General features: G+C 65.8%; 16 protein-coding genes. 14 read left to right on the forward strand and 2 right to left on the reverse strand.

All coding sequences use genetic code 11. The features are described 5' to 3' along the window. Window positions 1-66: 66 nt before the first annotated feature. A complete protein-coding gene (locus ACZ7J0_RS03060) occupies window positions 67-216 on the reverse strand; it encodes a hypothetical protein (RefSeq protein WP_470883400.1) in 150 nt (49 codons plus the stop codon). Continuing rightward, on the reverse strand, window positions 216-605 hold the full coding sequence (locus ACZ7J0_RS03065; RefSeq protein WP_470883402.1) for a hypothetical protein: 390 nt from the start codon (window positions 603-605) through the stop codon (window positions 216-218). Before ACZ7J0_RS03065 ends, ACZ7J0_RS03060 begins: the two co-directional genes overlap by 1 nt. 1,831 nt (window positions 606-2,436) lie before the next feature. Here ACZ7J0_RS03065 and ACZ7J0_RS03070 point away from each other — a divergent pair. Genes ACZ7J0_RS03070 through ACZ7J0_RS03135 form a run of 14 tightly spaced genes read left to right on the forward strand, consistent with a single transcriptional unit; the run spans window position 2,437 to window position 18,218 of the window. After that, window positions 2,437-2,742: a hypothetical protein gene (locus ACZ7J0_RS03070; RefSeq protein ID WP_470883404.1), complete on the forward strand. Its 306-nt coding sequence runs from the start codon at window positions 2,437-2,439 to the stop codon at window positions 2,740-2,742. After that, on the forward strand, window positions 2,742-4,682 hold the full coding sequence (locus tag ACZ7J0_RS03075; protein ID WP_470883406.1) for a phage terminase large subunit family protein: 1,941 nt from the start codon (window positions 2,742-2,744) through the stop codon (window positions 4,680-4,682). Before ACZ7J0_RS03070 ends, ACZ7J0_RS03075 begins: the two co-directional genes overlap by 1 nt. Window positions 4,683-4,692: 10 nt before the next feature. Beyond that, complete coding sequence (locus ACZ7J0_RS03080; RefSeq protein WP_470883407.1) at window positions 4,693-4,935, forward strand: hypothetical protein; 243 nt, start codon at window positions 4,693-4,695, stop codon at window positions 4,933-4,935. Further along, on the forward strand, window positions 4,935-5,876 hold the full coding sequence (locus ACZ7J0_RS03085) for a peptidoglycan recognition protein family protein (protein WP_470883409.1): 942 nt from the start codon (window positions 4,935-4,937) through the stop codon (window positions 5,874-5,876). The genes ACZ7J0_RS03080 and ACZ7J0_RS03085 overlap by 1 nt, the downstream gene beginning before the upstream one ends. 41 nt (window positions 5,877-5,917) lie before the next feature. Then, complete coding sequence (locus ACZ7J0_RS03090; protein ID WP_470883411.1) at window positions 5,918-7,738, forward strand: hypothetical protein; 1,821 nt, start codon at window positions 5,918-5,920, stop codon at window positions 7,736-7,738. After that, complete coding sequence (locus tag ACZ7J0_RS03095; RefSeq protein ID WP_470883413.1) at window positions 7,735-7,944, forward strand: hypothetical protein; 210 nt, start codon at window positions 7,735-7,737, stop codon at window positions 7,942-7,944. The genes ACZ7J0_RS03090 and ACZ7J0_RS03095 overlap by 4 nt, the downstream gene beginning before the upstream one ends. 12 nt (window positions 7,945-7,956) lie before the next feature. Further along, window positions 7,957-8,184, forward strand: a complete 228-nt coding sequence (locus ACZ7J0_RS03100; protein WP_470883415.1) for a hypothetical protein — start codon at window positions 7,957-7,959, stop codon at window positions 8,182-8,184. Window positions 8,185-8,206: 22 nt separating this feature from the next. Next, complete coding sequence (locus ACZ7J0_RS03105; RefSeq protein WP_470883417.1) at window positions 8,207-8,656, forward strand: hypothetical protein; 450 nt, start codon at window positions 8,207-8,209, stop codon at window positions 8,654-8,656. Further along, window positions 8,656-8,847: a hypothetical protein gene (locus ACZ7J0_RS03110; protein WP_470883419.1), complete on the forward strand. Its 192-nt coding sequence runs from the start codon at window positions 8,656-8,658 to the stop codon at window positions 8,845-8,847. Before ACZ7J0_RS03105 ends, ACZ7J0_RS03110 begins: the two co-directional genes overlap by 1 nt. Next, window positions 8,848-13,587, forward strand: a complete 4,740-nt coding sequence (locus tag ACZ7J0_RS03115; protein WP_470883421.1) for a hypothetical protein — start codon at window positions 8,848-8,850, stop codon at window positions 13,585-13,587. Beyond that, window positions 13,588-14,451 (forward strand): hypothetical protein, encoded by an 864-nt coding sequence (locus tag ACZ7J0_RS03120; RefSeq protein ID WP_470883422.1) that lies wholly within the window; start codon window positions 13,588-13,590, stop codon window positions 14,449-14,451. It abuts the gene before it with no gap. Window positions 14,452-14,454: 3 nt separating this feature from the next. Further along, on the forward strand, window positions 14,455-15,747 hold the full coding sequence (locus ACZ7J0_RS03125; protein ID WP_470883424.1) for a C40 family peptidase: 1,293 nt from the start codon (window positions 14,455-14,457) through the stop codon (window positions 15,745-15,747). 1 nt (window position 15,748) lies between these two features. Continuing rightward, window positions 15,749-17,062, forward strand: a complete 1,314-nt coding sequence (locus tag ACZ7J0_RS03130; protein WP_470883426.1) for a hypothetical protein — start codon at window positions 15,749-15,751, stop codon at window positions 17,060-17,062. 4 nt (window positions 17,063-17,066) lie between these two features. Next, window positions 17,067-18,218, forward strand: coding sequence for a hypothetical protein (locus tag ACZ7J0_RS03135; protein ID WP_470883428.1), 1,152 nt, complete (start codon window positions 17,067-17,069; stop codon window positions 18,216-18,218). The last annotated feature ends 12 nt before the right edge of the window (window positions 18,219-18,230 follow it).

Genomic DNA, 18,230 nt, shown 5'->3' on the forward strand with positions numbered 1-18,230 from the left:
GGATCGGGTTCCGTGATCTGCGGAACCAACAGGGCCCACGGCGCATGTCCGTGGGCCCGATGGCTCTTACAGCTCCTTGAACTTCTCCGCATGCTCCGGGCAGAACTTCCAGCGCCACGTGCCGCCATCCAGCTCGTCGAGCCGAGAGAAGGAGGTCAGATTCTCCGTCTCCTGGCACCCGCGCATGCTGCACTCGTTGTCGTTGCGGTCTTCCATCACGACTCCATCAGCTCGGGGAAGGCCATGCGGGCGTGATGCTCGCAGTAGTACCCAAGGAAGCCGATGTGGTCCGAGATGGACCACGTGGCGTGGTCGCTGTCGCCGTACGCGCACCGCCTGTTGCGTACCGGGCGGGCGGTGTAGTCCAGCAAGCCAATGCGTGCGGTGCGGTTCGGGATGTGCCAAGCAAACACCGACTGCACAACGCCACGGGCGTTGTGCACAGTCACGACGTTCATCGGCCGCTTATCCCAGTCGCACACGTCGTACTCGTGATACGTGAACGTGCCGGTCTCGCTCGCGATCCTGGACGTCATCTCCGGGTCGCTGCTCTCCAGCACGTACGTCCGGCGCGGCTGCACCAGGATGTCGTAATGAAGCTTCATGATCCCTCTCCAAAGATCAGTGACTCATCAAGCGGGCAGGGATACCGGTGCGTCCAGCGCCCCGGATCAAGGGGCTTGGCAGCCCTGCCCGCATGACGAGTGACGGGCAACCTGAATGCCCGTCATCGTCGTTGCTCCGTCCTATTGCGTGCCGGTCATCGCGGGGGTAACCCGCTCGGGAACACGCTCTCAGTGCCTTGCACTCACCCGCCTGACGCCTCAAAGCGCCTACGGGTGGACGTTGCTGTGGATTGTTCGCACCGGATCTGATGGCCGACGGGCCACAACTGCCGCTCTGCTCCGGACCGCATGTAAGCGGGCCGTGCAGTGGTGCTGAAGTTCATGAACGGCCGGTGAACACAGGCGTGTTCGAGCCGTTCTACTCCTCCCGGTTGCTCCCGTTTCCGGGGCTCCGTGGTGGCGTGGTCACAGACTGCTCCCTAAGCACGATCGCGGTCAAGCCGTTCGCGGCATCTTTCTCAAGATTCTTTTTGATAGCCCTCTGACCTGCACTGATGAGGGTTGCCTTAGCTCGTACACATGTCTGTTGAGACTTGGAATAAGCACGATCATGCTCGTGGGGGTTGATCGTTCCGCCTGTGTCGGCGGTGTGCAGACATGGCCGGGACGCACGGTCATGGACCAGCCGCGCATAGATATATGCGCAGGTCAGCACAGGCGAGAGGCATATGCGCAGCCGTCAGGCGCGTGGGGCCTGAGACGCATGGGGCGGGTTAGGGACGGCCGTTCTGCGGCCGGGCGAGGGTGCTCGCGCGTACGCGTGCTGTCCGGCTCTGCCGGACGCATCACCACGGCCCGTCAGGGGCCGTACGGCTGCGGCGGAGTGAGCGAGGGGCTCATGCCCCGATGCTCACGGGCAAGGGCAGCAGCAGGGCGTACAGCCCTGCGCATGCGGGGGCACAGCTGTGCCCACTGTGGTGGGCACGCATGGGTGTACGGCTGGGCGTGTCCAGCCGTACGGCATGGGGTGCGCAGCACCCCTGCTGGTGGCCAGCATGTGGGCCGCAGGCCCACTGCATGTGTGCACCTGGTGGTGCACAGCTCTTGCTCTACAGCTGTGTGCCGAAGGCACACCCATGCAGGGGGACACAGCCTGAGCGAAGCTCGGGGTGGGTTGTCCCCCTCGCTTGATCGCGCTCGGCCCCCTCTTTGGGGGCCTGAGCTGCATGTTTGCTCCGTGTGCATGCATTTGCATGCCTTTGACCCCCGGTGTTTAAACCGGGGGCCGAGCGCGATCGATGGTGCCAACCCATCGATCGAAGCTAGACCCCCCAGTGCTTTGCCGGCCCTCATTGGCCGGCAATCCCGGGCCCATTGGGCCCGCTTTCTCCGCGGCATTGCGGACTCGCTGGGGCGGTCCGCGCCGCGGTGCTCTGTGCGCGCCTGGCGGCGCGCATGCTGGTCCCCGCGTGAGCGGGGGCAGGGGAGCCCCTGTCAGGGGAGGACTCAGGGCATTACTCCTGGTCAGCGCGGCTGTGTGCAACAGGTCTTGTGTGTGTCCGCCACGGCGCTCCTGCCTCCGGATCGCCTGTTGCTCGTGGGTGCCCCGGCCGAATCCGGGCGCGTTTGCGCGGCGCCCTCTGACGGCCTGCGTCGGATTCCAGATCCGGCGACCGGGGAGCGTGCTCAACCCGGCGCGGCGAAAGGTACATCGCCTGCCGCCGAGAACAAAGCAGAACCTTTATTGAGGTTCTTATGAGACTGCTTGTCAATAACGTCAGGGGGGCCGTTGGCGCAATTCCGGAGCCGGATGTACCTTCCCCGGCTGCTGGGCCCCCTGATGGGCCCCTTGGACTGGGGAGCAGGGCGCATGGAGGACCGTGACGTGAAGGTGCCCTTCATGGGCTTCGTCGCCGCTTGCCTGGAGGAGCGCTCCCCGGACCGGGTCCTTGTGGTGGTCGCGACGCCCGAGCGGCGCCGTGAAGTTCTGGACCGCTTCGCCGCCCAGGGCGACGCCTTGCGTGTGGTCACACCTGGCGCACCGATGTACGGCGAGCGCTACGACCGGATCATTGCGGAGTTGAACGGGCCGGAGATGCTCGACGGCTGGCGGGATCACATGCTCTGTCGCCTCGCCCCCATGGGCGCCTGGGTCAGCTTCCGGCCGGAGTTCTGATGGCCAAGCTCATCGTCAACAAGGACGAGCTGCCGGCCCTCAAGCCCAGGGACCGGCGCAACTCCACGCTCTCCTCCGCGGAGAAGAAGCAGACCATCATCGCGACCGTCCGCATGGGCGGGACGATCGAGGAGGGCTGCCGCCAGGCTGGCTGCTCGCGCAAGACGCACGAGTACTACCGCAAGTCCGACCCGGACTACCGGGACCTGATCGACCGGGCCTTGCAGGCGAAGGCCGAGGGCGCGGAGGCCGCGCGCAAGGAGGTCCCGGACTTCCCGGAGTTCTCCGAGAAGTACCTGGATACGCGGCTGGCCGCGCACCACCTCCAGTGGTACGACCTCCTTGAGGGTCGACCGCCGCGGGATCTGCACCCCGCGCAGCGGTACGTGAAGGGCGACTCGGACACGATCCTGGTCAACACCCCCCCGGAGCACGCGAAGAGCACGGTCATCACCACGAACTACGTGGTGTGGCGCATCTGCCAGGACCCCTCGATCCGTGTACTGATCATCTCGAAGACTCAGTCGCTCGCCGCCAAGTTCCTCTTCGCGATCAAGCAGAGGCTGGCCGAGTCGAAGGCGTACGCCGAACTCCAGCGGGACTTCGGACCGCCCGGGGGATGGGCCGAGGGCGCGAGCACCTGGACGAACACGCAGATCCGTGTCGCCGGCGTCGACTCCGGCGAGAAGGACTACACCGTGGAGGCCGTGGGCCTCGGGGGCCAGATCTACGGCACGCGTACTGATCTCGTGATCATGGACGACTGCGTGGACAACACGAACCACCAGCAGTTCGAAGCACAGATCGACTGGATCCAGAACATCGTCGGCTCCCGTGTCGCCGACATGGGCGGCCGGATGCTGTTGGTCGGAACGCGCATGGCGACGGTCGATCTGTACTCGGAGATCCTGAACGCCAAGTACTACTCCGACGGCAAGTCGCCGTGGACGTACCTGACCCAGCCGGCGGTGCTGTCCTTCGCCGACGACCCGAAGGACTGGGTCACCCTGTGGCCGGAGACCAACCGGCCGCCGGTCTCGAAGGCGGCCCGCAACCAGGCGATGGCGGAGGGCTGGCCGCGGAACGGCATGTGGCCGGCGTGGCCCGGCCCGGCGCTTGCGCGCAAGCGCTCCCGCATGGCACCGCGGAACTGGTCCATGGTCTACATGCAGGACCAGGTGGCGGACGACGCCATCTTCAAGGCGGAGGACGTCCAGGGCTGCATCGACCGGGCCCGGTACCCGGGCCGGATGTTCGACGGGCAGTCGGACCACCGCCCGTACGGCATGGACGGGCTGCTTGTGGTCGCCGGCCTGGACCCGGCCGCCTCCGGGTGCACGGCGATGGTGGTGGTCGGCCTCGACCGGCGCACCGGTCAGCGCTGGGTGCTGGACGTGGTGAACCAGCGCGGCATGCCTCCGCACGAGATGCGGGCCGAGATCAAGCGCCTGACGGAGCGGTACGGCATCTCGGAGTGGCGGATCGAGAAGAACGCCTATCAGGCGTCCATCACGCAGGACGCCGAGATCCGTACGTACCTCAACGCCCGCGGCTGCCTGATCTCGCCGCACCACACCAACAGCAACAAGTGGGACTCCGACTTCGGCGTTGCCTCCATGGCGCTGCTCTTCGAGGGCTGGCAGCAGGGGCGGAACCTGATCCGCCTGCCGTCGCAGACGCAGTCCGAGGCCGTGAGGCAGTTCATTGAGCAGCTGTGCGCCTGGTTCCCCGAGACGAAGGGCCTGACGGACATCGTCATGGCCTTCTGGTTCGCGGAGATCCGCTGCCGCGAGCTGATGCTCTCGGACTTCTCCGGCTGGCACGTGAACAACAGCGAGTTCACCTCGGAGCGGGACCAGTCCGGACAGATGGTCGTCGACATTGACTTCGCCTTGCAGCAGCAGGGCGCCGGGGCCTGGGACGGCTCCATGAACTGGTGAGGGAGTAGACGTGGAGCAGAAGCCGAGCGTGGGCCGGGTGGTCCACTACGTGAGCTACGGGACATCCGGAGGCGAGCACACCTCAGAGTGCCGGGCGGCCGTGATCACCGCTGTGCGCGGGGGGCCGTTCCTCGTGGATCTCGCGGTACTGAACCCGGAGGGCATGTTCTTCAACCGCGGAGTGACCCATGGTGAGCCGAAGGCCGACGGCTCGTACGAGGGTGGCTCGTGGCACTGGCCGGAGCGTGTCTGATGGCGTGGTACCCCGGGGCGAAGAAACTGGAGCTTCAGCCCGAGTCCGACAACCAGGCGGCTATCAGGCCGACGCAGCTCATCCTCCACAGCATCGCCGCGCCGTGGGACGAACAGCGCATCTACGAGTACTGGCGTGACTCCACCAATCTGGAGAGCCACTTCGGGCTCGACTACGACGGCAGCATCGGCCAGTTCATCGGCACGGAGACGCGCGCCGATGCGAACTATGCCGCCAACCGGCGGCCCGACGGCACTGGTGCCATCAGTCTGGAGTCGGCCTCGAATCTCAAGCACACCGACGCGTGGACGCCGGAGCAGATTGAGCAGCTGATTCGGCTCGGGGTCTGGGTGCACGAGACGCACGGGATTCCGCTGCGCATCTGCCGTTCGGCGGATGACCCGGGCTTTGGCTATCACCGGATGTACGCGGACTGGTCCTCGGGCGGGACTGACTGCCCGGGTGACGCGCGGGTCCGGCAGTTCCACGACATCGTCTTCCCGGGCATCGTCGCCCGAGCTTCCGGCCAGACCACCCCACCCGCCTCCGAGGAGGGCCCCATGCCCGAAACCCCGGTCGAGTCCAAGCCCACAATCAGCGCCCTGCCGGCCGGCGAGTGGATCACGTTGGCCATGGCCAACGACTCTGCGATCGTGGCCGGGCCCTGCTACGTGGACGAGCTGGCCCAGCTCAAGCTGGCCAATGCCACGAACGGCTCGATCGTCCAGGCCCGCTTCTTCACGGTGGACCTGACCTCGGGCGCCGAGTCCGACAGTCTCATCGTCACTCGGCCCGTCCTGGTCGACGCCGACGGGTTCGCGTACGTCGACTTCCCCATGAAGCGGACCGTACCGGCGAACGCCCACTTCAAGGTTGAGGTTCGCGCCTCTGCCCCGGCCACCATCGTCCACCGCGTCTCCAGCCCTGAGGTCTGGCGCTGACGTTCTGTACAGGACGTACACTGCGCGCCCGGGAGGTGGCCATGCGGGACATTCGACAGATCGCGATGCGCGTTGAGGCCCTGCGCCGTGACGCCCAGGAGCGGGACGCGCGTCACCAGACGATCTATGACGCCCGCTCCCAGAAGATCAACAACATTGCCCCGGGCAGCCTCCCGGACGCGTGGCCCAGGCCCATCGTGGCCAACGCCATCGATACGGCCGCCAGGCAGCTTGCCGAGAACCTGGCGCCGCTCCCGTCGATCAACTGCGCCACGGGCGTGATGACTTCGGAGCGCGGCAAGAAGTTCGTCGCGAAGAAGACCAAGATTGCGTACTCGTACGTGGCGGACTCCAAGCTCCGCAAGCACATGCCCACCGGTGCGGACTGGTACCTGACGTACGGCGGGCTGCCGTTCGTCGTCGAGCCGGACTTTGAGGCCGGCAAGCCTCGCATCCGGCTCGACAACCCGATGAAGTCGTACGTGGAGTACGACCTGGCGGGCAACGTCCGCTCGTACAGCAGGGTGTGGCGCGAGAAGGTGCGCCAGCTTGTGGCGAAGTTCCCCGAGCATGCCGCCGTGATCACGGGTGGAGACCAGCCGTACGGCCAGCAGACCAGCGGGGACACTGAGCTTGAACTGATCAAGTTCTGCGACAAGGACTCTTACGTCCTGTACATGCCGGAGCGCTCGAACCTGGTCCTGATGATCACGGACAACGCGTTCGGCAAGGTGGCCGTCGCCGTCGCCGAGAAGCCGAAGTGGGACGACCAGGAGCGCGGCCAGTTCGACGACGTGGTCTGGCCGATGCTGGCCAGGAACCGCATGGCCATGCTTGGCCTCCAGGCCACGCAGCAGACCGTCCGGGCGCCGCTTGCAATTCCGCCGGACGTGCAGCGCATCCCCATGGGGGACGACGCCGTCATTCGTACCAACTCGCCGGAGAAGATCCGGCGCGTGGGCACGGACATGCCGCAGGCGGCCTGGCAGCAGGAGGCCATGCTGGCCCAGGAGGTGATGCGCGGTACGCGTACGCCGGCCAGCGCCACGGGCGACGTGGACGCCTCGATCATTACCGGCCGTGGCGTGGACGCTCTCAACGGCGGTTACGACATCCAGATCGCAACGGGCCAGCTGATGATCGGCTTCGCTCTGGAGCAGGCCATCGAGCTGGCCTTCGAGATGGACGAGAAGTTCTGGCCGGACACGAAGAAGACGATCTCTGGCACGGTGAACGGAACACCGTTTGAGGAGACGTACACCCCCGCGAAGGACATCAAGGGGAACTACACCGTCTCCGTTTCGTACGGCTTCGCCTCCGGGATGAACCCGAATCAGGCGTTGGTCTTCCTCCTCCAGCTCCGCGGAGACCAGCTGGTCTCGCGGGACTTCGTCCAGCGACAGCTTCCCTTTGAGATTGACGTCACCGCCCTTCAGGCGGAGGTCGACAAGGAGCAGGTGACCGACGCCCTCAAGCAGGGCATCTTCGCCATGCTCAGCAGTGCCGGGATCATGGCCCAGCAGGGCATGGACCCAACGATGGTGCTCGCCCAGGCGGCCTCCATCATCGAGATGCGCGAGAAGGGCATCCCGATGCACGAGGCCGTACTGAAGGCGTTCCAGCCGGAGCCCGCGTCCCCCACGTCCGCGGCGGCTCCGCCCGGGGCCCCCGGCGCCGAAGAGGGCGGCGCTGGGGTGCCCTTCGGGATGAACCCGACCACGGGTGCGCCGGGTGGCGTCGCCCCCGGCCAGGCGCAGCTCGGGCCGGGCGGCAAGCCTGACCTGATGTCGATGCTCGCCGGCCTCACGGCCGGTGGCCGTCCCTCCCTGTCCACCTCCGTCAAGCGTCAGGTACCGGCATGACATGCCAGAAGTGCGGCCGTGAGGCCGAGAGGGGCCGGGCCACCCACTGGCTCGGCTGCGAAGAGATCACTCCGCAGCACTTTGAGGCTGACCAGGTCGCCCTTGACCCCGTCGCTATCTGCGAGTTCGAGGGCTGCGAGAACGAGAAGAAGGAATGGTCCGGCCGGGGCGCCAAGCCCAAGTACTGCCCCGCCGGCCACAAGTAGAAGGAGATCTTCATGTCCGAGGGATTCGCGGGCGACCCGTTCCACGAGGGCTCGGCCAAGCCGATGATGCACCTCCAGGGCGGTAGCGACGCCGTTCACACTCAGCAGCCGCAGACCAGCGAGAACAGCGGCGACACCGGCGGCAACACCAGCTCGCCGGACATCGCGGGCTGGGCCTCCACCTCGCTCGGTCCGAGCGCGGGCACCACTGGCTCCAACGACAAGAACAAGGCTCACTGAGCCAGATCTGCAAGGAGGAGTCATGCCGAGTGGTGGATACCGCCAGCCCGGCTCCCCTGCCCCGGTCTCCGGGCCGGGGGCGCTGAGCAAGCGGACGGACGGCGGTCCGGGCCAGCCCGTACGCGCGCCTTCGGGCGGGGCGTACGGCGACCGCCAGAATCTGGAGCAGCTTCAGCAGGCGGCGCCCCTGTCGGCGTCGCCGGGTGGTGATGTCGGCGCACCGGCGCCGGCTGACGTCACCGAAGGGCTGATTGGCTTCGGTGAGCCGACGCAGCTTCCGGACGAGCCGATCACGGCCGGTGCTGCCCTGGGTGACGGACCGGGCCTTGAGGCCTTGGGTCTGCCGAATCAGCCGGGCGAGGACATGAAGCGCCTGGTGGCATATCTGCCCGTGCTGGAGCACATGGCCAACCAGCCGGGCGCCTCGAAGGCGGCTCGCAACCTGGTCCGACAGATCAAGGGGTACGCCTGATGGACTGGTTCAACCAGCTGGGCAACATGGCCGCCTTCTTCCCCGACGCGCCAGGGCTGGCTTTCGACTTCGCCCTCAACGGGGCCGACCCCGATCTGGTCGGGTACGGCCTTGCTTACGGTCTTCAGGTCAGCCCGACCTCGATCGACGTCTACCCCCCGGAGGGGATGTCCTTCCCCGAGGGAGTCTGAGTGGGCACTGGCGGCTTCCTGAACGAGATCTTCGGCGAGGGCGGTTTCCTGCGGGACGCGGGTGACTGGGTCGAGGACAACGTCTTTGGCGTTGAGGACGAAGAGACTAAGTACACGACGGTCAACGGCAAGAGCGTGCCGATTCGGCAAGAGCGAGGCACGCCCAACAACGTCGTTTCTCGCAACCTGGGCACGCCCGTGCTTCACGGCCTGGAGAAGGTTCTCCATGGCATGACCTGGCTCTACGACAACGGCATTTCTCAGCCGATCAGCACGTTCCTGCTTACCGGCACCAACGCCGAGAGGAACGGCATCAGCGAGGCATTCAAGGGGTCGAACTGGTCTCGCTCGTGGCACGTCGCCGAGCATGTCAGCCCTGGGCAGGCATTCTGGGCCGACCACCAGGAGGTCCAGGAACTCCTGAAGGACCGGCCGCTGTACGCCCAGCCAGCCGAGTCAGCCCTGCCCCCCGGGTGGCGGGACATGAGCGAGGATGAGCAGCAGGAATTGCTGAGCAAGGCGGGGATGCCGCAGGTCGGCAATCGCGCCGTGGAGCAGATGCGCCGGGATCACTCGTGGTTCACCTTCGCCAGCGGGGCTACCGACTTCGCGGCCCGCTGGTGGCTGGACCCCATCATTCTGGGCGGCAAGGCAGTGGGCGCCGTACGGGAGGCGACCATCGTCCAGCCCCGCCCGAAGGGCGGGTGGGGTAAGGACGACATCGAGACCATCATGGCCAACTCGAACATGGGCAAGGCTCAGGATTTCCTCTGGGCCAACCGCGAGAATCCGGCCCTGATCAACAACTTGTCCATGTTCAAGAAGAGCGCTCTGGGGCCCCGGGCCGGGGGCATCATCTCCACCCTGAAGAGTCCCGAGGAGGTGAATCTCTTCCTCCGCACCACCCTGGGCGACGTGGAGGCCCGCGCTCTCCTTCAAGAGCGCAACGCGGCTGCGGCGCAGCGGATGGAGCAGGACACGGCACGCCTGTCCGAGCTGGACTTGGCGCTTCCGCGAGTCATCGCGCACAACAACCCGCGCGCAGAGGCCCTGGTTCAGAGCCGTCGAGAGTCCCTGACCAAGCAGATCAACGCTGATGACGAACTGGTTGCGCGGTACGAGGCGACGCTTGCTCACTACGCCGAGCTGGACGCCATCAACCTCACTCGCTGGTCCTTCGCCAGGGCGGAGCGCCGTACCACAGCTGGCGCAAACTACCGCACCGGTCCCGCCCTAGGTACGGCAGGTACGCCGCAGTCACGTCTGGGTACTGCCCGGATCTATGCGAAGGACTTCTTCGGCCCGAATGTTGTCGTGGTCCGTTCGTTCAAGGAGTCGCACCCCAACGGCCTTATCGCCGTAGATGACATCCACCCGGAAGCCGTGGACGAGCTGCGCGGACACCTGGCCCGCATCCCAGGCATCGGCTCGAACATCCGGCAGAGCCTGCTGAATGACTACCTCAAGACCACGACTGAAGGCGAGCGGCTGGACTACCTGGAGAACGTCCAGCGCCTGGGCGTCAAGAAGGTGGCCGAGAAGCACGGCTTCACCAACGACGAAGCGACGAAGCTGTATCGCGAGTACCAGGCGAACATCCAGGGCGGCCAGGAACAACTGCGTCGGTACTCGGCGGGAGCCTTCCCCGGCGAAAAGGTGCATCTGGACGAGTTCATGACGGAGGGCGGCAAGCTCAGCGTTCATCCCAACCTGGTAACCAAGCTTGCCAACGACCACGTAATGATCGACCTGAAGGCCCTGGACACCACGCTGAAGCGGCATGGCAGCGCCCTGAAGGCGCTGCGGACGGCCAGCGCCGGCAACACGGACTGGATGGTCAGCTCGCTGGACTACCTCTCGCACCTGTGGAAGTTCGGCACTCTTTTCAGGCTGGGCTACATCCCTCGCGTGCTCGGCGACGACATCGCCGGGCAGATGGCCCGCCTTGGAGCGGCAACGATGGCCGTACGCGCCGGTTACGGCGTCAAGAACCTGGCAACCAATCTGGCCCACTGGAAGCCGGCACGTCACTACGAGGCTCAGCAGGCTGCCGCCCGTGAGGGCGTTAAGTACATCGACGAGGAGATTGCCGCTCTTCAGCCGCGCATGAACGAGCTGCGAGCGGAATTTGAAGCAGGCAACACGTGGCGCCAGCACTCGCATGACGCTCTCTCTGAGAGGCTGGATGACCTGCAGGCCCGCCGAGAGGCGGCGCTTGCCGACATTGAGCGCCTGAAGACGGCCGGCGAACTTGGGTTTCGCAAGTCCAGCCAGCTGTACAGGGAGCCAGAAGTAGCCCCTGGAGTGGTGGTCCCCGCGGCCTTCGCTGGCGAGCGCGGCGAGTACTTCCAGAAGATGATCTCTTCGGACGACTCTCTGAGGACCATGCTTGCCCGAAACAAGCAGGTCGTGCACAGCAACCTCCAGAAGGCCTATGGCAAGCAGGGCGTTGCGATCTCCTACCCTCAGAACGCCGCGAAATTTGTGAGCTCTTGGCACACGGCGATCAATCACATGATCATGCAGGATGGTGCTGCGCAGCTGGCGGTGAAGGGTGCCTCTGTTGAGGAGATGACGCGTTGGCTGACGCGTACGCCAGCAGGCAGGGCGTACCGCAAGCGGCTGGGCCTTGTGCGCTCATCGTCCGAGCGGATCGCAGCCTCCATAAAGCATGAGGTGGATGACTACCTCCCCACGCCGGAGCTGCGCATGGCCGCCCTGGAGGGCAAGGCGGACGTCGACTTCCTCAAGCAGGCCGCGGAGATGGGACATCACCCCTTCCAGGTGCACACGACCGCGCTCGGTGAAGTCCTGGCCGGGTCCAACGGCATGTCGCAAGGCGTCGATCGCGTCATCGACTGGTGGTACAAGTGGGCGGCGTCCCTGCCCGCAGACCGCATGTCCAGGCACCCGCTCTTCAACCAGCTCTACGAGGGGCACGCCAAGGCGCTGGCTTCTCAGGAGATCAAGCAGGGCGGGAAGGTCACTCAGGCCGAAGCTGACGGCATTGCCGAGACGGCCCGGCGTCTGGCGCTGAAGGACACGCGCAAGCTGGTCTTCGATATCGCTCACCGCAGCGATGCCGCACACATGATGCGCTTCATGTCGCCGTTCTTCGCGGCCACGACGGAAGCGTGGCAGCGCTGGGCCCGCATCATCGCCGACCGCCCCCAGGTAGTCGGATACGCGGGGATGTTCTTCAATGCGCCGGCCAGCATCGGCTGGACGCAGGACTCCGACGGCAACAAGCTCATGCGAGACGGGACGGTCATCGACCCAGTCACAGGCAAGAAGCGCTTCGTACCCAAGGGCGAGCGGCGCATCATGGCGCGCATCCCCACGTTCGTGGCGAACGGCCCCATCGGCAAGGCGTTCGGCATGGACTCCAGCGGCAACTGGTCCATCAGCCAGGACTCGATGAACCTCATCACCCAGGGGGACCCCTTTTTCAACCCGGGCACGGGCCCCATCGTCAGCATCCCCGTGAACGAGTTCGTCAAGGACAAGCCCAAGCAGGCCGAACTGGCACGCCACTTGGGCATTCTGCCCTTCGGCCCCACGGCCGGCACGCCGCTGCTGGGTAACACCCCGCTTGGCAGGGCCGGCGACCTGACCTTGCCGCAGACGGTCAAGAACTTCCTGACCGCGTACGACACCACGGACGAGCGATACCAGCGGGTCAAGTTGCAGATCATGCAGAAGGCCGCGTACGAGCACGCCGAGCTGGGCAAGCCGATGCCGACGGCCCGCGAGATCGCGGACCGGACCAGGAGTTACTGGCTCTGGTCGGCCGTCTCGGCCTTCAATCAACCGTTTGCGACGCAGAAGCCGGACGCGTACCAGATGTACCGCGATCAGTACAACAACCTGCGCCGCAAGAACCCGCTGACCGCGGATGAAGAGTTCTTGGCCCGCTTCGATGAGTCGTTCTTCATCTTCGCCCAGGCCACCAGTAAGAACAAGGTCGGCGCCGAGGCAACCCAGCAGGCCGTGGAGCTGTCCAAGAAGCACGAGGAACTGCTGGCCAAGAATCCCGAGCTGGGCGCCCTTGTTATCGGCCCAGAGGGTAACGGGCCCTTCAGCCCGGAGGCGTACACGTACCAGCTGACGCACCCGCTGGTCCCCGGCGGGTCGGAGATGCAGCGCACGAAGCTCTCTGCCGAGGAGGCGATGAAGGAGAACGAACGCCGTCGCGGCTGGGCCAAGTTCACGCAGCTCCAGAACTCGATCACTGCCCAGCTCCACGCAGCTGGCTTCCAGTCCTTCGCCGACCCCGGCGCAGAGCAGTTCAAGGCCATGCAGAGCGCTGTGAGCAAGCTCCTCGGGGAGCCCACGCTGCCTGACGGCTCTGTGAATCCGTACTACAACGAGCAGTGGTCAGAGGACTTCAACACCTTCGATCCGAAGAAGTACGACCGTTTGATCCCGGGCCTGACCGAGGTTGCCAACTCGGAGATGGCGAAGGATCCCCACCGGTCGGACCTGCGGAGTCTGCGCACGTATCTCATGGGTCGGCAGCTGATCACGCAGGAGCTGGCCGCCCGGGGCCTGGCCGGGGGTTCCAAGACGCTCAAGGCACAGGCGAACGCCGACCTGTCCCACAAGTGGACGCGCTTCGTGGACGGCCTGCGCGAGCAGGACACCCGGTTCGGTGACCTGCACAGCCGGTATCTGAGCCGGGATCTCGGCATTGACGTGGAGGAGATGGCCGACGCGCTTGAGGAAGAGGAGGTGGCATAGATGGCGATCAGAGCGGCAAAGCCGGACCCCAAGGAGCTAGAGGCGCTGAAGGCGCTGCTCGGTGCTTCCGGCACCGGCACGGCGGGGGGCCGCGTCTTCATGGGCCGGACCTTCGCCAAGCCCACTGCGCGGGACGAGAAGTACGGCCTCATGCCCAAGGACGTGGCCAAGTGGGTGTCCGAGGATGAGGCGATGGCCGAGTTCTACCACTGGGACGAGAAGAAGCGTCGCAACTTTCTGGCTCAGCTCGTGGTCGGGGGGATGCTCCCAGCCGGAGCAGGCACCCTGGAAGCCGAGGGCGAGTGGAAGAAGCTCGTCCAAGCCGCCTCCCGCTTCGGCCAGGCGGGCAAGGAGGTCACCCCCTATGACCTGCTCACGGGGTACGTGAAGGCAGCTGGTGGAGCTGGCAAGGACGCCTGGCGCCAGCAAGGAGCCTTCGAGGTCAACGTGGTCACGGGCGAGAAGCGCTACGCCGGCCCCGGCGTGTATCTGGGCAATGGCCGCGCTGCGGTCACGGACGTCCGTACGGACCTGACCGACCCGGACACAGCCAAGAGCATTGCCACGAAGCTCTTTCAGGACCTGATGGGACGCGACCCGGGAGCCGGAGAGCTGGGGGCCTTCGCCTCCGCTCTGCACGCCGCTGAGGCGGCGAATCCGGTCATGCAGACCACCACCACGCAGTACGACATGGAGACCGGCCAGCAGCTCAGCCAGGACACCCAGTCCTCTGGCGGCATGACTGCCGAGGGCAGGGCCTACCTGGGTGAGCAGCAGATCAAGAAGACGAAGGAGTACGGCGTCAACCAGGCGGCCACCACGTACATGGGGGCCTTCGAGAACCTGATGGGGATTCGGGGGTAACCCATGGCGCGCGGCGAAGACATAGTCGAGCTGGCTCGCAAGAGCCTGGGTGTGCAGTATGTCTGGGGAGGCAACTCCCTGACGTCAGGCATCGACTGTTCGGGCCTGGTGCAGCAGGTCTTCAAGCGGTACGGCATCGACCTGCCCCGCGTGACGTACGACCAGATCAACGTGGGTGCGTCCGTTCAGCCGAACAAGCTTCGCCCGGGTGACCTGGTCTTCTTCGACACCGACCGGAAGCGGTCGGGACCGGATCATGTGGGGATCTACATGGGCGGGGGCAAGTTCATTCATGCCCCACGCCCCGGGTCCTCGGTGAAGATCAGCTCTCTGTCCGAGGGCTATTACATGGACCGGTGGATGGGCGGCCGTCGGGTCAGCGGCGTCACCGCCAGCAGCGTGTCCGGCGGTGGGGAGTCGGAAGAGGTTGCGCCGAAGCTCGATGCTCACGAGCTGGCTGAGACCTACGGCATGTCGTACGCGTTCTTCAAGAGCCAGCCCGAGCTATGGAAGATGCTCAACGGCGCAGTGGAGAGCCAGTGGACTCCGGAGAAGTTCCAGGCCGAGGTGAAGAACTCCTCTTGGTGGAAGAACCACACGGACAGCCTGCGTAAGGCGCAGGTGCTGGCCAAGACCGACCCGGCGACGTACAAGGCGCAGATCGAGGCGGCCCGGGTGGCCGCTCGCCAGATGGCCGTGAGGGCCGGCGCGATCCTCTCTGAGAAGCATGTGAACCAGCTCGCCGGCAACATGGTCCACTTGGACTGGAACGACGCGCAGGTGGCTGACTTCCTCGGCAAGTACATCCAGTTCGGCGCCGATCACACCATGGGCGGCATCGCCGGCCAGGCAGCCAAGGCCATCAAACAGGAGGCGTACAACCTCGGGATTGCGGTCACGAATCAGTCGATCCTGAACAATGCGCAGTACCTCGTGCGAGGCCTGACGACCATGGAGCAGATCACCGGCTCCATGCGTCAGCAGGCGGCCGGGCTTTACCCGGCCTTCGCTGATCAGATCAAGGCGGGGGCCAGCATCCAGGATCTGGCGCAGCCTTACCGGCAGGTGCTTGCTCAGGAGCTTCAGCTCCCGGAGACCGACGTGGACGCCTTCAGCCCGAAGATCAAGGCGGCCCTGAACCGGGTGGACGGCAAGGGGCAGCCAGCCCCCATGGACCTGCACGACTTCACCCAGACCGTACGCTCTGACCCCTCCTGGCGCCGCACGCAGCAAGCCTCGGACAAGGTCATGGGCATTGGCCGTCAGGTGCTCGCTGACATGGGACTGGGGTTCTGACGTGGCGATGAGCTTCGAGGCGTTCCTCTGGGCGCTCACGCAGCAGGAGTCCGGCGGCAACTACCGTGCCGTCGGTGTCTGGGTCGGCGGCGACCGTGCGTACGGTCGCTACCAGGTCATGGGCGCCAACATCCCCAGCTGGACCGCCAAGTACTACGGGCGGCGCCTGACGCCGCAGCAGTACCTCGCCAACAACGCCGCCCAGGACGCGGTGGTCCGCGGCGTGCTCGGCGGCTACGTCAAGAAGTACGGCTACCGCGGCGCTGCAAGCGCCTGGTACAGCGGCAATCCGAACCTGCACAACTCAACCCGGTCGCAGCCCGGCGGGCCCTCGATCAAGGCGTACGTGGACTCCGTCCTCAACCGCGCTGTCGGCTACAAGGGTGGCTCCTCCTCCGGGGGCACGGGAGGGACGGACCCTGTGACGCCGAAGCTGGACAGTGCGGAGCTGGCCGAGCAGTACGGCCTGTCCTCCGCGCTCATCAACTCCTCGGGCGAACTGAAGAAGCTCTTCGGTCAGGCCGTGTCCGGCTCCTGGAGCGCGCAGCTGTTCCAGGCGAAGCTGAAGAACACCAAGTGGTGGAAGGTGCAGAGTGACACTCTGCGTAAGTACATCACTCTGCGCTTCACGGATCCTGCGACCTGGGAGCAGCAGCGCACCGCGGCCCTGGTGTCGATGAATGCTCTGGCCGTCAAGGTCGGCCTCGGTGACCAGATCAATCGCAAGACCGGCAAGGCGAGCAGCCTCCTCATTTCCGCGGCGTACTACTCGCAGGCGCTGGGCTGGAGCGAGGCGCGGCTCAAGGACTGGCTGGGCTCCAGAGCCAGCGTCCATGGTGGCGCCATGTACGGCGAAGCCGGTGATGCCTGGGACAAGCTGCACGAGGTGGCGTACCTCAACGGCATGACGTACAGCAGCGACTGGTACAAGTCGCACGCTGTGGCCGTGGTGTCCGGCCGGGCGACGGTCAGCACCTATGAGGATCAGATCAGGGCCGCGGCAGCGGCCAGGTACAGCGCCTTTGCGGATCAGATCAAGGCGGGCATGAACGTGATGGACCTGGCGGCGCCGTACATCAAATCGGCCAGCCAGATCCTGGAGCTGCCGGAGACGGACGTCGACCTCTTCAACCCCCACGTTGCCAAGGCGATGACCGCGAAGGTTCCTGGCACAGAGGGCAGCAACTCCATGCCGCTGTGGCAGTTCGAGAACAGCCTCCGCGAAGACCCGCTGTGGAAGAAGACCAACAATGCCCGTGAGTCGATGATGTCGGTGGCCAGGTCAGTGGCCAAGGACTTCGGATTGGCCTGGTGAGGACATGAGCACTCCGACGCAGTACGTCCCGCCCGAGTGGCAGGACGAGTTGGATCTGCCCAAGCCCGGCTCTACGCCGGGCAACACGGGCAACGCCCAAGCCCAGCTCGATGCCCGGAACAAGGCGCTGACGTACGAGCAGAAGCGCCTCAAAGATCTGGAGAAGGCGGCAGCCCAGAAGGGGCTGGATCCCGCCTCCAAGAAGATCCGTGACCAGCGCGTGGTGCTCGCCAAGCAGCGCCTGGAGGCGGCGCAGAAGAATCAGGTGACGGCGCAGAATGCGCTGTACACGGCTGCTGGTCAGTACGACAAGCTGCTGTCCGGTGCCAACCGGGATGCGTACCTCGCGCTCCAGTCGATGTTCGGTCAGCTGGGTCTCGGGTCTCTCGCGGGCCGGATCTTTGACTACGTCAAGCAGGGCTACGGGGCCGACACTATCGGCCTGCTGCTCCAGGACACGCCCGAGTACAAGGAGCGGTTCAAGGCGAACGAGGCTCGAGCGAAGGCAGGTCTGGCGGTGCTCTCGCCGGCCGAGTACCTATCGGCGGAGTCCGCCTACCGGCAGATCCTGGACAGCGCCGGAATGCCCAAGGGGTTCTACGACAACCCCGCGGACCTCCGCGGGTGGATCGCCGGCGACGTTTCTCCGAGCGAGATCAAGAGCCGCGTGGACATGGCCACCGAGGCGGTGAACAAGACCGATCCGAACTACCGCGGCGCGCTCTTCCAGCTGTATGGAGTCGGGGAATCCGACCTCGCGGCGTACTTCCTGGACCGCAAGAAGGCGGAGCCGATCCTCAAGAAGCAGGCCGCGGCCGGGGCCATCGGAGCCGCCGCCCTGCGGCGCGGCTTCGGCGTGAACCGCCTGGATCTGGAGAGCTACGCCTCCCTGGGCATCAGCGCCTCCGACGCCGAGGCGGCGTACGGGCAGATCGCCAGCGGGTTCGAGGACATGCTGGGCATCGCGGGCCGCTACGGGTCCACCTGGACCCAGCGCGAGGCGGAGCAGGAGGTCTTCACGCCCGGAGCGGGAACGCTCGGGCAGGAGAGCGCCTCCGACAAGGGCAAGCGGCTCAAGTCCCAGGAGCGCGGCATGTTCGCAGGCAACCGCGGCAGCTCCTCGCAGGGCTTGAACGCGGGCTACCGCCAGACCTAATAGCGCTGCTAG

Source organism: Streptomyces sp. NPDC038280 (genome assembly GCF_055600045.1).